Genomic DNA, 15826 nt, shown 5'->3' on the forward strand with positions numbered 1-15826 from the left:
ACCAGCTTAGTTGCATGCCCTACTGTCCCCAGAATGTCTCATCCATTTCAGTCCACTGGTCCAATCTATGATCCACTGGAAATCATCCAAAAACCTTATAATCGGTAGGTGATATTCCCACATACTTGCGGAATTGTTTATAGAAATATCCTGTCTCCCAGTACCCAACATTCCTTGCGATCTCATGTACCTTCAGATTCGAATTGCGCAGCTGTTCCTTGGCACGTTCAATCCGGTATTTATTGATATATTCGGCAAAAGTCTCCCCCGTCTCCTTGTGGAACAGTTGTCCCAAATATACCGGATGAAGATGATAGAGAGCACCCAGCAGCTTCAGGGAGAGCTCTTCTGCATAATGTTTGTCAATATGTTGAAGCACCTGGTTGACAATCGGATTCTTTAAATCCTGAAGCAGGGACTGAATCGTCTCCGTACCGACCTGCTGCAACGCCTGCACGAGTTCATCAAAGGTTCCGCTGTCCAGTACAAGGCGAAGTCCACGTTGGTAAATGGCCGATTCATCCGAATGTTTGATGCCCTCTAATTCCATCTTGAAACGAATGACCACTTCCAGTGCGATGTTCTGCAACTCAGCCGGAGTAACCCCGTCGCGGTGCTGTTCAAAATCGACCCGAATTCGCTCCGCAAGCAGCTCTGCATTACGGGATAGAATGAGCTTCGCATACTCCTTCCAATCGATCGAGAAGGAAGAAGCAGAGCTCCCACCCTTCTCCAATATGGCATGATCGATTACTTTGAGGTCGGGATAGATCATCACATACTGGAGCGCCTTTTTCGCCTCCTGATAGCTTGCAGGCGCATGGTGAAGCCCACGCATCAGACTTCCTGCCCCAATCAGAACAGCAGGATGTGTCTCAGATAGCGCGGCGGATAATGCCTGAAGGCACTCCATAAACCTCTTTTTCTCGTCCTCACCTGCATGCACATTGGCAACTATGACGATGTCTCCATCGATGTCATGAAATATATTCACATAGGACTTTCCCTTCAGCATACCCTCCACTCGCTCGAACATGCCGGATACTTCCCCTTTAGTTCGCAGTATAGCTACTGCAACATCAGGTGCATCCAGCGAAAGATTCAAGAACTGTGCCCGTTCCTCGAATTCCGTGGCCGCAATCTGTCCCGTCAGCCATCGATGGAGGATGTTGTCTTTCAGAATCTGAACACCATAAGCATCATCCGTTTGAGGTGACAACGCATGGTCCAGCTTGGAAGCCGTATTACGAAGCGTCGATTCCAGCTCTTCGACATTGATCGGTTTGAGCAGGTAATTTTCGATGCCCAGTTGCATGCCCTCTTTCAAATATTCAAACTCATTAAAACCACTTAGAATAATTACCTTGATGTCAGGCTGCACTTGCCTTGCTTCCCGAATCAGATCCAGACCATTCATGAATGGCATGGATATATCCGTGATCAGAATGTCCACGGGCTGCGCAGACAAGGCGTTTAATGCGGCCTGTCCATTGCCGGCATGGCTTACAATTTCCATATCAAACGACGACCAATCCAAAATATCGTACAATCCTTCAATGATGAACGGTTCATCATCCACAATAAATACCTTGTACATTTTAAATACCTGTCCCTTCTGTATGAGGATAACGTACCCTGATCAGGGTTCCTTCTCCGAGTGTACTCTCTATCGTGATGCCGAATTCCGGTCCATACAGGAAACGCAAACGGGTGTGAACGCTGCGCAGTCCAAACATTTTACCCGACTCTTCCGGACGTTCCAGTTCTTCTAAAATTTCAGTCAGGCGGGCAGGCTCAATGCCTTTACCATTATCTCTGACCTCTACCTGCAAAGCGTCGCCCAATTCTTCAACAACGATTGTTAATTGATTATCCGAACGTTCTGTCTGAATGCCGTGCACCACATAGTTCTCAATAATCGGCTGCAGGGATAGCTTGACCACCGGATGCTGGTTATGCACGGGGTCCAACTGAATCTTATACATGAAAATGTCCTTATACCGGATCCGGAACAATTCCAGATATAAGCGGCAAGCTTCCATCTCATCCTTCAGCGTATAATTTTTCTTCTGTTGAACAAGGCTCTTGAATAACACGGATAAACTGTAGATCATCTCGCCGACATCCTTCGCCCCTTGCGAAATTGCCCTCATACGGATGACCTCCAGCGTGTTATAGAGAAAATGAGGATTAATCCGTGCCTGGAGAGCGACCAGTTCTGTCTCCTTTTGTTTGATCTCGGCTTTGTAGACGCGTTCGATATATTGATTAAGTTCATCCAGCATATCGTTGAAACTGTGCGAGATCTGTCCAAGCTCATCATCACGGGCATCATCGATGCGTGCTGTCAGATTGCCGTATTTCACCCTTTGGGTGAAACGAATGATTCTGCGGGTGCGTTTGGCAAAATTAATAATGAAAAACGCCGGAACCAGCACTGCAAACAGGATACATATGATGCTAATCGAAACGATTGTATTGCGTGTACCCGCATAGGCCTCAGCCATCTCATCCACAGGAACCGTGCCAACGACCACATATCCCTGATCCGCCGAGACAAACTTGTTCACATACATATTTCGCTCCTTTTTCATCGAATCCATATCCGTCTGATCAAACAGGGAATCGGCCACATTTATATACGGATACTTTTTGCCGTAATAGTTACTGTTGGAATCGAACAATACTGTACCTTTGGCTGACAGCACCACAATTTCTCCCTTGAGATTACTTTCATAACTGTCCAAAGCGTTGCCAATACCTGCTGAGTCAAAGAAAACAAGGAACTGACCCAAATTTCGAAGGGTCTGTGTATCGTTGATAGGCACACGAATCGCATACAGCGCCGGGTCCCATTGATCAATTTCTTTACGAATCCAATAGTTTGGTGAGCTGATATTGGGTGTCTCCATCGCCATCACGTCAGGAATATAGGAATGAGCCACATTGGTGTTCAACTTTCTGAACTGCTTATGTTGATTGAAGGCGGACAGATCCTGCCGCTCTGCACTATATAACATCACTTGATTGATATCCGAATTGCGATCCATGATATTTTGAAAATGTTTCAGTACATCAGCTGAGTAATCATCCTGATTCGCATAATAGCCATTCGTCAGATGCTGTACATACTCGGCGTACGTGTGCTTCATCAGATAGGTGATATTGGACGATAACGCCTCATTCTGATGCATATCTCTCACCATATTTTGCACTGATTCATACTGCTGATGAATATATCGGTCGACGCTCTCCATGGCCGCTTTCTGAATCGCCAGTTCTCGGCGAATCGTGGCATCGGACACTGACAGGAAAATGATATAAGACAAGGTAATAATCGTTACAATCGAAATCATGGAGAAGATGAACAGCATCTTCATAAACATATTATTTTTAAAGAAATTTTTGTAAACGCTAACAATTTTCAAGTCGCATGTTCCCCCCGATGCTGTTTTCCTGTCTAAAGTATATCATTTGCCTTCTGACATTAACTTGTCACCTTGAACTTTTCTTTAGTTTATACCTGAGTTTCTTTAATTTAACCCTATTTGAAAATGCTTTCATACCCTATCGTTAACCATAAGTTTATTTTTGTGTAAAAGAATACCTTACATTCATTCGACTTGAAGGAGGAACAGCATGACACGCAAACACAAACCCAAAGGCCTTATCCCCAAAGTAACCGTAATGGTTCTCACTTCGGCTCTGCTTGGACAAGTCATTGCCTCATCCGTTTATGCCGGAGACACGCTTCCTTACACAGGTGACAGCGCCAAGGGAGTAAATCAGCCTTATCAGCATGGCTACACCGCTGCCCAGATTCTGAATTGGACACCCGAAAGTGATATCCATGGTGATCTGCTTCGTGCTCATGTACCTTTGCAGCCACGTAATGATGCCTTTGCGGCCACGCAAGCTTACCCCGAACTCAGCCCAGACACCCAGTTGTTTACGATGAGTGGCGATTATGGCAACGCGTTCTTTGACAGCACTCCTTACACGAATGAATTCAGCGAGTACCTCTTTAATTATTGGCAGTACACAGACTATTACAGCTATTGGCATGGTATGGCTTCTGCTGGCGTGCCTGAGGAATTGTATGACCCCAATAAGGAATGGACGGAAAAGTACTTTGAGTTTGGCATTTTGAACATTCCAAATCCGGCCTACACCAATGCAGCACACAAAAATGGTGTCCGGTCCATCGCCAACATCTTCTTCTCCGACAACGATCGCGGACCACAAACCTACAAGCAGATGCTTGTGCAGGATGAAAAAGGGAATTTCCCTGTCGCTGCAAAGCTGGTCGAGATGGCAAAGTATTATAATTACGACGGATACTTCTTCAATCAGGAAGAGGTTGCTAAAGGCGTTGCGCCTGAAGACATCGCTTCCTACAAGAAATTCATGAAGTATTTAAGAGACGAAGGACTATATGTTCAGTGGTATGACTCCACTATCAATACAACGGGCAAGATTCAATACCAGAATCAGTTTAACGGACTCAACAGTCCATTTGTGCAAGATTCTGCATTAGGCAGAGTCTCGGATTCGATCTTCCTGAATTACGTGTGGAACCATGACATGCTGCGTGATTCGCGCGATCATGCCCTAGATTTGGGACTTGATCCACTGGAAACGGTATTTGCCGGTGTCGAAGGTGGGAATGACCAGTTTGGCCGCTGGAAGCAGCTCTACGATCTGCGTAACAATCTGGACGAGAACGGTCAGCCGATGAACAGTATTGCAACACTCGGTGCCGACTTTACCCATAATGCCCTGGATGAAGAGATGGGCGATGGCAGCACGAATCATAGAGCCGAAGATGAGTACCAATGGATGACCTTTGTGCGTGACCGCGCCTGGTGGTCAGGTCCAAATCAGGACCCAACCAATGCACTCCGTACAGCATCCGTTGATCTATCCGACGTGTATGCATCCGGTGCAAAGTGGGACGGCATAGCCGCTTATCTCACCGAACGCTCCGTTATTCACGGCTCCAATTTTGTGACCAACTTCAATACAGGCCACGGTCTGAAATATTATGAGGGCGGGACCGTCTCCAATGAAGCCGAATGGTCCAATATTAATATTCAGGATATCCCAGTCACCTGGCAGTGGTGGATGGATAGTCAAGGTGACAAACTCACTGTTGATTTTGACTATGGTCCAACCTATGAAAAAGGTGCTCGTTATACTTATGATTCCGTTGGTGCGTTCACTGGCGGCAGTTCTCTTGTCGTAAATGGAAGTCTGAATACGGACAATTTCCTGCGTCTGTACAAGACGGATCTGTCGATCAACGCCCAATCCAAACTGGAACTCACCTATAACAAACCGTCTGTCAACGACGCTTCCTCCATGTATGTCGGACTGATATTTGAGGATGAACCAACCAAAGTGGTCAAAGTCAAAGTGCCAAATTCAGGTCAGCACACGTCAGGCTGGAAGATCGCTTCACTGGATCTGAGTGCATACCAAGGGAAGACCGTTGCAGCTTTTGGTCTATCCTTCAATCCTAACGGCACTACGATTGAAAAATATCAGATGAACATTGGTGAGATTCGTATATCCGACGGTTCTGCCGCCAAACCGAATGCTCCAACCGGATTCCATATTGCCAAAGCACTGACCAACACCGATGAGTTGGTTGTCGAATGGGATATCGAGGACTATTCGAAGGTTAAGCAATATAATCTGTATGAGAACGGCGCTTATGTCGGCGGCGTGTATGACTCCACATTTTATATTAAAACGCTCAAACATCCCGCTGGCGAACTGTCCATTCGTGCTGTAGGCGCAGATGGTACCGAGAGTGAAGCAACCGTCCTGTCCTATGATCTGAATGCAGCTGTTCAGGACATTGATGTGAAATTCAAGAACAATGGCGATGCTATTGTCAGTTGGAAAAACCCGAAGAAGAACCTAGGTAAAGATCCGATCCAGCTTACACTCCAAACTGAGTACACGAAGGAACCTTTCACCAAGACACTTCAGGTCAAAAAAGGAAAACAGTCTGCCATTCTGACAGGCCTTCCGACCAATGGTGAACATTACGTCCTGGATATTGCCATTGGCAAACAGAATCCAGTCACTACGACCGGACAACTGGGAGATACTCAGATTACACCATATGCCAAGGAAAAGGTTACGGTAAAGGATGGAAAGTACACCCTCGCATTGCCTGATTTGGAGGATTGGTACAAAATCTATGTCTATGAAAATGAGGTAGCACGCGAATTCGGAGTAACTTACGTTTCGCAAAAATTCCCTTATATCATTCGGGGTAGAACGAAGCTGAGCGAACTGACATTCACGCCTGCATCCAGCGCCAGCTCCCTGAAGCTCGTTATCGAAGATTATGCTGGCAATAAAGCAACGACGATTCTACGATAAAAGATTCACAAGAAATCAATCTAGCCCTTTCGCTTCCCTACAGGAAGTCGGAAGGGCCTAATTCATGTTCGGTACTTTTAATTAAACCCTACAATACGCCGTTCATCCCACCAAATATCCGACCTAAAACATTAAAATAGATCATAATAAATGACAATATAAGTGCTATCGATAGAATGGGTAAAAATTGTTTTTTATTTATCGGTATGATCAGCAACAACACAATAATCATGATTAAATATATTATCATAAGGATTGGAACTAAATAGTAATGAGTATGAATAGGTAAGTAAGCGTGACGTAATTGAAACCCTTCTGACAGTAATAATGTAACGGGGAGAGCTGCAACAACATTAGATAACAGCCCACTCCCACGTGCATACCACATAATATAAGCACAGATCGGAGATACCACCGCGCATATCCCCCAAAAAACCATAGCCCTCACTGGAGAAAAATGTAGAAATAACACGGTATAAACATAATACACGGTCAACATTGACCCAAAAAAGACGAATATTTTTACTGCCGCCAATTGGGGAGAATAGCTAAAAACCGATATAAGCGCTGCAACAAATACCCATACACCCAGACGTCCACCGATACTGTCAAATATAGGGTTGATTCCCGGAGCATCAACAAGTTTGGCTGCCACCCCCATGATAACTCCGATCAGCATGGCGTACCCTATCGATAAAACTTTTTGTTTTGTGGTTGACTCGCTCTTCGCTCTAATCTTATTCATTTACCCTTGAACTTTCTGCTGTTCCAACAAATAAAATATATAATCGGTTGGAACACCGCTATAACCTTGCTGTCTCAACATCGCGGTCACATTGCCCCGGTGATACGTCCCGTGGTTAACAACATGCTGTAGAATGTCCGAAAAATGTGTTTCCATTTTACCGTATTTCGGATGCTCGATTGTCATTTTTTTGTCCGGGTCAGGCGTATGCCGCAGTAAATCGCGGAAACGTTCGGCAACACTGCTAAACAGCTCCCTCATCTCATTCACGGTTTTGCCCTGTGCTTCCTCTGTCCAGCCTGAGATTTTCGGGAAAATCTCCTCGTTCGGAACTTCTGCGAGCACGAGCATATAGAGCTGTTCGAACAAGTACATGTGTGCACATGTTTGTGATACGGATGGGAACACGCTCGTCACTTCCGTATGGAATACTTCCTTCGGGAGTTGCTCCAGGTGTGCAAACAATCGATCATTTGCCCAAACATGATAGTCATACAGTCGGTATGGTTGTTGAAGCATCGATAAATTCACCTTTCCCTTCTTCGCATGGTTTGGCTGCCGCAGCTGTGTCTTTATCATATAACAAGTTCGCTGACAAATGTTGTCAGCAAACTTCAATCCGGATCGTCTTCGTAATGTTTGGCGATACCGTATGCCTTTTCCTGAATCCGCCGCTTCAACTCCAGTGGTTCGCGGATGCAAATGGCCGTGCCGAACGTCAGGAGATATGTCGGTAGGTATTTGTTCATCGTCGGAGCATCGATCAGAAACCGTGCCTCCCGATCGGTTCGTTCCGTCAAATAGTGGCGCAGATGCCAGTGGTTGCAAACCGCATTAAGCGTGTCAGGCTGTCCCTCGATACAGATAACCGTTAACGGCCCATCTGCCTCCCGTCTCTGGTTGGACTGCTCACAGAAAAACGCGGACGCAGAGAAAGACTCCGGCTTGTCAAACCTCGCTTCGGTTGACTCCAGCCGTTCGATTCGTTCGACGCGAAACGTCCGCATCGCCTGCGACCGATGGCAGAACGCGACAACGTACCATTCGTTTCGGTCATACGCTAGCCCATATGGATCCACTTCACGTTCGTCAGCCTGCTCCGCATTCGCTTTGCGATAGACCATACGGACCGTTCGCCCGTCTTTCGTCGCTTGTTCCAAGTCCCGCAACAACGGAACAACAGAAGGTGCACGCGCTGAAGAAACGACGTCCAAGTTGCTCTGCTGGCGAGACAGATCGTGGCGCTGCTCCTCGTGCAGTCCGTTCTCCACCTTCTTCAACGCATACTCCAGCTCCTGCACATACGGATAACCAGCACCTTGGGCAAATTTAAACGCATCCACAAGTGCCTTCAACTCTACAGAGTTGAAGAACAATGGCGTTTCCTTGAAATTTTCCAGAATACGAATACCGCCATCATGGCCCGATTCCGCAACGACTGGCACGCCACTGGCGCATAATGCGTCGATATATCGGTACACGGTGCGGACGCTAATCTCCAAACTGTCCGCGATCTGAGCGGCGGTGAGCTTTCTTCCGGATCGCAGCATCCAAAGCATGGACAGCATGTTATCCCATTTCGCCATCGGGAGCCCTCCTCTTTTCCTTGAAAGAATAAAAGTCATTTATGTATTGTTCAAAGATGTAAAACATAATCATCTAGCTAAAAAGACGAGTCTCCTTTAATTTAGGTGACTCGCCTTTTGGATGTATTTTATGAAAGTTATGAGGTTCCCTTTTGTTTGCTTGCCTGCATCTGCTGGGCAAACCTCATCATCTCTTCAAATTCTTCTTCGGATACGGCATCGCCGTCGGCGCCTATGTCTTGTACAATCGGAATTTCGGGTTTGGTTTTGGTTCCTTTGCCGTATGTACGGGAACGGGTTCCAGCTGCACCAGCAGCCTGTTTGCCTTTGACCTTGGCTTGGTCACGAATATATTGTACCGCCTTCTCATAGGAATTCACCTGCTTGAGCAGCATGTTGGAGGCAATGGCCTCAACAAAGTTACGGTTAATTCTTTGCTCACCACCGGATACAAGCAATGCCATCAAATAATGAATCAGCACATTGATCACTTCACCAGGCAACTTGTAGCTGAGGTCGATCTTCTCAAAAATGTCCACCAGGTTGTCCGGTACGGCACCAGGAAAGAACGTCTGAAGCAATCTTGTGTAAGGCTCATTGCGCAGCATCATGTTGTATTGATGAATATCACACTTGGTCGAAAATTGCGGTGGCACTTCGACGTAGTATTCCATCTGTACCACATGTTCGACAGGCGGTTCACCGGAATCCTCTTTCCGCTCAGGCTCCTCCATATGCTGTCTGAGGGCAACTACCTTCGCTGCCTGTACCGTCTGCTGCTCATGTCGCTTCTTGGTCTGTCTGAACTGCAGGCTTGCCTTGTGTTGAAGATCATCCAGTACGAGCTGCCCCTGTGAGTTGAAGATATCATCTTCATCCAGCAAACGACATACATCCTGTACGCTGAGATTGAACTTGTTCACCACATAATTCACAATGCCGAGCTGTTCGTGATCGAACCGCAATTGCTCCACATGACGGCGATTGACCGACTCACGCGGAAAACGCAATATAATGTCGGCATAATTCAGGCTGTTTTCTTCGGCCGCACCACTTATCCCGCTGCGCTGGGCCGAAGTCGAAACTTCCGACAACGCTTGTTCCAGTTCATAATCAATGACATGGGTATTCAATTCAAATATATCGTAAAAAGGAATGGAAATATTCTCTTTATTCGCTGCTGGGTAAGGCGCGTCACCGCTCTCTATCGCCGAAAAACCGGAACGCAGTGAAAGTACGGCGAACTTGCCGATTTTGTCACGAAGCAGCAGTGTCAAATGCTGTGTACGGAAAAATTCTGCCGGAGAAAGCGGAGGTTGCAGCTCATATTCATAAATGTAATCATCATTTTCCGGAATATACAGCCGTGAAGTCTGAAGCAAACCAACGGCTTCAAGCTTGGATGCCTGCTCCACCAAATACTTGCGCCCTTTCTCGCTGGGCTCGAGTCCCAACGTCATGAACAGCCTCCGTTGCTGTTCAAGCGGCGAGTAACCGACCTGTTCACCGGGAAGATGCTGAAACAGCAGTCGATACAAGCCTATCGCAAAGGCACCTACCATTGGCTGATACGCTCCGGTGAGCATGCGGTCATCCAGGGCACTAAGTCCAAACTCCCTGTATACGCAGTAGCGATGATGTTCAGTATAATGGTGCAAATTCTTCATGCGCATAGCTTGATCTCCTTCTCCCCAAAAGTATGTTTATCTATTCTATCATAAATGTCCGATCCTCAAATGCTCAAAAACAGGTAAAAAACGGACCTGTTCTCGCTCCGTTTCGTCCTAGGTCGACAGCATTCACGTTTTCGCAGAGTTGCTAGATTACTATAAAAGCTACAGCCTTAGAACACAAGTGAACATATGGAGAAATGTTATCCATATATATATGAGACATGTCCGAATAATCATGCTCATTTTTTTGATGCATGCCAAAAAGCCTTCCCTTTGCACTCGTAAGCGTTTACGACAAAGGCAAGACCTTTACGGAAAATGCAGTCCAGCGTTTGCTGCCAATTGGCTAGCCATTTAAAACATTTTGTACCCACCCAGACGAAGTTTGCGAATGGCCCAGCCACTGATGACCGCTCCACCAAGTCCAGCTACCCCCGTCATATAGTCTACAATATGGAATGAACCCAGATGCGACATCAACGATGCCGTATGATCCCATAAAGAATACACGACAACAGGCAGAATGACAATAATGAACAGATAGGAAGGAAACCAGGTTGTCTTCATCAGCATATTCAGAATGAAACCGATACCAAACATCATAACGAAAAATAACACCATCAATACCAGCACAGGTATAAACTGCATCGGGTGACGTTCACCTCTTCTTTCACTGACTCGGTTACTCTTACTACGGATAGTAGATAGTGTACCGCAAAAAATGTGGCGAAGCAACGAACTTTCTGGACAAATTTCCCTATATTCACCTTCTCTTCATTTGCCCTTCTGCTTCCTGTTGGGATACAATGAAGACGATAAAGTACTCAACCGTCCCTTACCGGGATTTGGAAATATAACCTGCAGGAGGAATCAATTCAATGAACGAAGCCGCATCAACACTGGAGGGCTGGTACGCCCTGCATGACTTCCGCTCGATTAACTGGGCCGCCTGGAAAGCAGCCGATGATGAGGAACGCGCCGTAGCACTGGACGAGCTTCAGGCATTCTGGAAGGAATGGAAAGTTGTAGAGGATTCATCCAAAGGAAGCACTGTCGTTTATACCGTTGTGGGACAGAAGGCTGACCTTGTCATGATGCACTTGCGTGAAACGCTGGAAGATCTGAAGGCCGTTGAGAACGCGTTCAACAAAACGATGTTTGCCCAGTACACCACCAAATCATATTCCTATGTCAGTGTAGTGGAACTGAGTAACTATCTTGGTAAAGAGGGCGAAGACCCTATGCAGAACCCGGAAATCATCGCCCGTCTCAAACCGGTCCTGCCTCAGCGGCAATACATCTGCTTCTACCCGATGAACAAAAAACGCGAGCTGAACGACAACTGGTACATGCTGTCGATGGACGAGCGTCGTACGATGATGCGCAGCCACGGCATGATTGGTCGTAGCTATGCGGGCAAAGTGAAACAGATCATTACCGGTTCCGTTGGTTTCGACGACTGGGAATGGGGCGTTACGTTGTTTGCGGATGATGCACTTCAGTTCAAGAAGCTCGTTTACGAGATGCGCTTTGACGAAGTCAGTGCCCGTTTTGGCGAATTCGGCTCTTTCTATGTGGGAAGTCTGCTGAACGAAGGAACATTGGAAGATATGCTTAAGCTGTAAATCGTATAGATCACAAAAAGCACCGCGATACAATCCATTAAGGATAGGATCAGCGGTGCTTTTACTTTTTTCGAATGAATATGAAATGTTCAATAATAAATGGATGACTCAGGTTCTTTTGGAAATGTGATTCCTTAATCCTGATCCTCTTCATCAACCGCTTTCAGAGATTCCAAAAACTCAGCCGTTGCCCGGTCACGGTCACGTCCCTTCTCCTTAAGCCGCTCGATCGCAGGCAAAATGAGAATATCAACTTCCTTCTGAACGATATAAGCCAGATCGTATTGATCCTGTTCCTCCAGATAACCGCCAACCTGCATCAGGGCGTTGTAACGATCCAGTTCTTCGCGTGTGAGTAGTCCTCTGACCTGAACACTGCAATGTCTCATCCAAAAAACCGCCCTTTCTTAAGTACCAAAGGAATGCCACCGATGATAAACAAGTACCGGAGATCCACCAGCTTTTTCAGCTGAGCCGCCTTCCATCCCTTGTATTTCTTACTGCCTACGACGGCGATAGCTTCACCTTTCCCCAATGACGCAACCGTACCTTTACTTGTAAATACAAAAGGCTGTGGCTGCTTCTTGCGGATGGCAGCGACAACGTTTTTGGCACAGTTAACACCTTGCTGCATCGCGATCTGAGCTGTTGGTGGATATGGACGCCCTTCGTTGTTGAACACGAGTGAATTGTCACCGATGACATAGACGTGCTCATGCCCTGGGGCACGAAGAAATTCATCAACCTTCACCCGTCCACGCATCACTTCAAGGCCTGCCTGCTCAAGCAGAGCATTCCCACGAATACCGCCGGTCCATACGACCGTTGCTGCATCGAGTTTTTCTCCTTCACCCACAATGACTCCGTCTGGCAGACATTGCTTGATCGGAACACCGATTTTGAAAGTAACACCTTTTTTCTTCAACACGTTCATTGCATGCTCAACCAGTTCCGGATCAAAGCCCGGCAGAGCTGAAGGCGCTGCTTCCACATTATAGATGTGCACATTTTTGGGATTCACGTCGAATTCCTTGCAAAGCTGAGGAATGCGATCCGCAAGTTCTGCCACGAATTCGACACCACTGAAGCCAGCCCCACCCACAACAAAACGAATGCGGTTACGTTTATTATCATTTTTGTACATGGCAAACTGATATTCGATATGCTCGCGAATCATTCTGACCGAGTTAATGCTGCGTATCGTCATGGCATGATCGAGCATGCCTGGAATACCAAAGGTCTCCGGTTCTCCACCCAATCCAATAATCAGATAATCATAGGATAACGTGCCATCCTCCAGAATAATCTTCCGATCCTGCAGGCGGATCTCCTTCACCGAAGATTTGACCAGATCAATCTTGAACTCGTCAATCAGCTTCGAAATCGGGACCCTTGCATGTTCAATGGTATCTGTGCCGGCTGCCGGCATATGTAGATGTGTAGTGATATAATGATAATCATGCCGGTTCACCAATGTGACATCGGCCTCGTTATAGTTCAATTCCTTCTGCAGCCGCTGGGCTGTCAGAATCCCGCCATAGCCCGCGCCGAGGATGACGATTTTGGGAATACTGCTCATGTCTATACCCCTTCCGGTTTCGTTGCATCAGCCATTCGATTGTTTTGTTGTAAAAAAGCTCTTACTTACCCATATTGATGAGGTCTTATCCATTATGACGACAAATGTTAACTTCGCGAATTTATTTGAACTTTTTGCATGCAAGTTATCGATTAAAATTGTGAAATTATACACAAGATTCAACAAAACGCGGGTATTGTCTTCACATTACAAATTGGGGCTAAATTAGACAAAAAAACACATAGTACAGGTCAAGGATATCTGTATTTCTGGCAAAGATCAAGGTTTTTTTTGTTATTTTTCATAACCTTTCATTTCCAATTTCATCCTATTCTCACCTGATCTTCATCTATTGTTCCCAGATTCATCAAACTGCCAACTTTGCAACCCAGTTTACACCGTTTATAATGAAAAAGACAGTTCAGCAACAAACGCTGGTTACCAAACGTACCCGGCTTCATTATTTCTGTTAACTACCTATTAAAATAAGAAAGGTGTTGTTGATTCTTGACTGCACAAACTGCCGGTCATGACATGACCGATTTACTTATTATTGGTGGCGGCCCTGCGGGTCTGTTCGCCGCGTTTTACGGAGGGATGCGTCAGGCATCTGTTACTCTGGTTGAAAGTATGCCACAACTTGGTGGACAACTTGCCGCACTCTATCCCGAAAAATTCATCTATGATGTAGCCGGGTTCCCGAAAGTTACCGCTCAGGAACTGGTGAATAATCTAGTGGAGCAAATGAGCCATTTTAACCCGAACATCCGTCTGGAGGAAAAGGTTGTATCGGTAGAGAAATTAGAAGAACGTCACTTCGTCGTAAAAACCGATGTGAATGAATATCACGCCAAAGCCGTAATTATCACTGCAGGTGTTGGTGCATTCGAACCCCGTCGTCTGGAGCTTGAGGGTGCGGCCAAATTCGAAAAAACCAATCTGCACTACTTCATCAGTGATCTGAACGCCTTTGCTGGGAAAAAAGTACTGATCAGCGGTGGCGGTGACTCCGCTGTAGACTGGGCGCTTATGCTCGAGCCGATCGCTGAGCAAGTAACCCTGATCCATCGCCGCGACAAATTCCGCGCGCATGAGCACAGCGTCGAAAACCTGATGAATTCCAAGGTTAACATCGTTACACCTACCGAAATTACGGAACTTCACGGTGAAGACAGTATTACCAAGGTTTCTTTGGCTCATGTTAAAACCAAGGAAACACAGGAAATTGAAGTCGATGATGTAATCGTCAATTTCGGATTTGTCTCTTCCCTGGGACCTATTGCAGAATGGGGCATCGAAATTGACAGCAATTCCATCGTGGTTGATTCCCGCATGGAAACTTCGATTCCGGGTATCTATGCTGCCGGAGATATTACAACCTATCCAGGCAAGCTGAAGCTGATTGCTGTTGGATTCGGTGAAGCGCCAACCGCAGTCAACAATGCTAAGGTCTACTTCGACCCAGATGCCAAGTTGTCCCCGGGACACAGCAGTAACATGAAGCGCTAATTCCTTTATGGAATCATATAGAACATAAAAGACACAAAAAAGGGTATCTTACTCCTGAATGAATCCAACATCAGGAGGGATACCCTTGTCTTATATATGCCCGCTGTGTAACGGTCTGGTTGTACCGGAGCAGGCTTGTCCCCACTGCCTTCAGGGACTGTCAGAATGCGGCAAATTGGACGATTACACCGGACCGTACAGCCCCTACGTATTTCAAACTTCCTCTGACATAGCAGACGAAGCCGAAAACGTTTGCAATCATATGATGTTCTGTCACCACTGCCAGACAAGCACGCTATGGCCTGTCCATCTATGGGACATGTCCGGAAACCTGTAACATTGCCTGCAATGAGGATCTCTAGTGAAGAATGGCAGATACGTCGGTACCCAGTTTGCGCTTATGGATTTCTGCCAACAGCAGTGCGATGAAATCTCGTTCGAGATTCAACTCAATCGCCTTATGGTAGGAATCCAACAACATCTCATCGGATAACATAGCCATTTCCCGCCACAACCTTTCCTTTTTTTTCCTCGAAACTATCATATCAGAGATTTATAAAGAGAACAAGCGTTCTTGTTATCCACAACGTTATGTGGAAATCCTGTGTATAGTTTGTTGATAAATGGTAAAAATGTTGATTGATCAACGTGGATAGTGTGGACAGTATTTATACACAGGATCGTAGCTTATCGAACAGAACGATTATCAGAGC

14 protein-coding genes are annotated in these 15826 nt (G+C 46.2%); 4 read left to right on the forward strand and 10 right to left on the reverse strand.

Annotated elements, in window-relative coordinates; translation table 11 throughout:
- Nucleotides 1-82: 82 nt before the first annotated feature.
- Both AC3ITG_RS26565 and AC3ITG_RS26570 read right to left on the reverse strand, forming a co-directional pair.
- The gene (locus AC3ITG_RS26565) at nt 83-1597 is read right to left on the reverse strand and encodes a response regulator (RefSeq protein WP_489251841.1); all 1515 of its coding nucleotides are present in this window, start codon (nt 1595-1597) and stop codon (nt 83-85) included.
- A 1-nt stretch (nt 1598) separates the two neighbouring features.
- Nucleotides 1599-3428, reverse strand: a complete 1830-nt coding sequence (locus AC3ITG_RS26570) for a sensor histidine kinase (protein ID WP_489251842.1) — start codon at nt 3426-3428, stop codon at nt 1599-1601.
- 211 nt (nt 3429-3639) lie between these two features.
- On the opposite strand from AC3ITG_RS26570, the gene AC3ITG_RS26575 reads away from it, so the two are divergent.
- The gene (locus AC3ITG_RS26575; RefSeq protein WP_489251843.1) at nt 3640-6396 is read left to right on the forward strand and encodes an endo-beta-N-acetylglucosaminidase; all 2757 of its coding nucleotides are present in this window, start codon (nt 3640-3642) and stop codon (nt 6394-6396) included.
- A gap of 88 nt (nt 6397-6484) precedes the next feature.
- Here the strand turns inward: AC3ITG_RS26575 and AC3ITG_RS26580 are convergent, their stop codons facing one another.
- From AC3ITG_RS26580 to AC3ITG_RS26600, 5 genes are all read right to left on the reverse strand, one after another.
- Nucleotides 6485-7141: a hypothetical protein gene (locus AC3ITG_RS26580; RefSeq protein WP_489251844.1), complete on the reverse strand. Its 657-nt coding sequence runs from the start codon at nt 7139-7141 to the stop codon at nt 6485-6487.
- A complete protein-coding gene (locus AC3ITG_RS26585; RefSeq protein ID WP_489251845.1) occupies nt 7142-7660 on the reverse strand; it encodes a DinB family protein in 519 nt (172 codons plus the stop codon).
- 95 nt (nt 7661-7755) lie between these two features.
- Nucleotides 7756-8727: a helix-turn-helix transcriptional regulator gene (locus tag AC3ITG_RS26590; RefSeq protein ID WP_489251846.1), complete on the reverse strand. Its 972-nt coding sequence runs from the start codon at nt 8725-8727 to the stop codon at nt 7756-7758.
- A gap of 137 nt (nt 8728-8864) precedes the next feature.
- Complete coding sequence (locus tag AC3ITG_RS26595) at nt 8865-10400, reverse strand: replication initiation and membrane attachment family protein (RefSeq protein ID WP_489251847.1); 1536 nt, start codon at nt 10398-10400, stop codon at nt 8865-8867.
- A gap of 354 nt (nt 10401-10754) precedes the next feature.
- Nucleotides 10755-11048, reverse strand: coding sequence for a YuiB family protein (locus tag AC3ITG_RS26600; RefSeq protein WP_413373467.1), 294 nt, complete (start codon nt 11046-11048; stop codon nt 10755-10757).
- Between the two features lie 230 nt (nt 11049-11278).
- Here AC3ITG_RS26600 and hemQ point away from each other — a divergent pair, with 230 nt between their 5' ends.
- The gene (gene hemQ / locus AC3ITG_RS26605) at nt 11279-12025 is read left to right on the forward strand and encodes a hydrogen peroxide-dependent heme synthase (protein WP_489251848.1); all 747 of its coding nucleotides are present in this window, start codon (nt 11279-11281) and stop codon (nt 12023-12025) included.
- Nucleotides 12026-12159: 134 nt separating this feature from the next.
- Here hemQ and AC3ITG_RS26610 read toward each other — a convergent pair whose 3' ends face one another.
- Both AC3ITG_RS26610 and AC3ITG_RS26615 read right to left on the reverse strand, forming a co-directional pair.
- On the reverse strand, nt 12160-12414 hold the full coding sequence (locus AC3ITG_RS26610) for a hypothetical protein (protein WP_024632648.1): 255 nt from the start codon (nt 12412-12414) through the stop codon (nt 12160-12162).
- Nucleotides 12411-13604 carry an NAD(P)/FAD-dependent oxidoreductase gene (locus tag AC3ITG_RS26615; protein ID WP_489251849.1) on the reverse strand — a complete coding sequence of 398 codons (1194 nt, stop codon included), beginning with the start codon at nt 13602-13604 and terminating at the stop codon, nt 12411-12413. The genes AC3ITG_RS26610 and AC3ITG_RS26615 overlap by 4 nt, the downstream gene beginning before the upstream one ends.
- Nucleotides 13605-14138: 534 nt before the next feature.
- Between AC3ITG_RS26615 and AC3ITG_RS26620 the strand changes: the two genes are divergently transcribed.
- Nucleotides 14139-15113 (forward strand): NAD(P)/FAD-dependent oxidoreductase, encoded by a 975-nt coding sequence (locus AC3ITG_RS26620; protein ID WP_489254535.1) that lies wholly within the window; start codon nt 14139-14141, stop codon nt 15111-15113.
- A gap of 85 nt (nt 15114-15198) precedes the next feature.
- The gene (locus AC3ITG_RS26625; protein WP_489251850.1) at nt 15199-15450 is read left to right on the forward strand and encodes a hypothetical protein; all 252 of its coding nucleotides are present in this window, start codon (nt 15199-15201) and stop codon (nt 15448-15450) included.
- 21 nt (nt 15451-15471) lie between these two features.
- Here the strand turns inward: AC3ITG_RS26625 and AC3ITG_RS26630 are convergent, their stop codons facing one another.
- Nucleotides 15472-15615: a sporulation histidine kinase inhibitor Sda gene (locus tag AC3ITG_RS26630; protein WP_017692430.1), complete on the reverse strand. Its 144-nt coding sequence runs from the start codon at nt 15613-15615 to the stop codon at nt 15472-15474.
- Nucleotides 15616-15826 lie beyond the last annotated feature (211 nt).

It is taken from the genome of Paenibacillus sp. GL_099_B, from assembly GCF_057835695.1.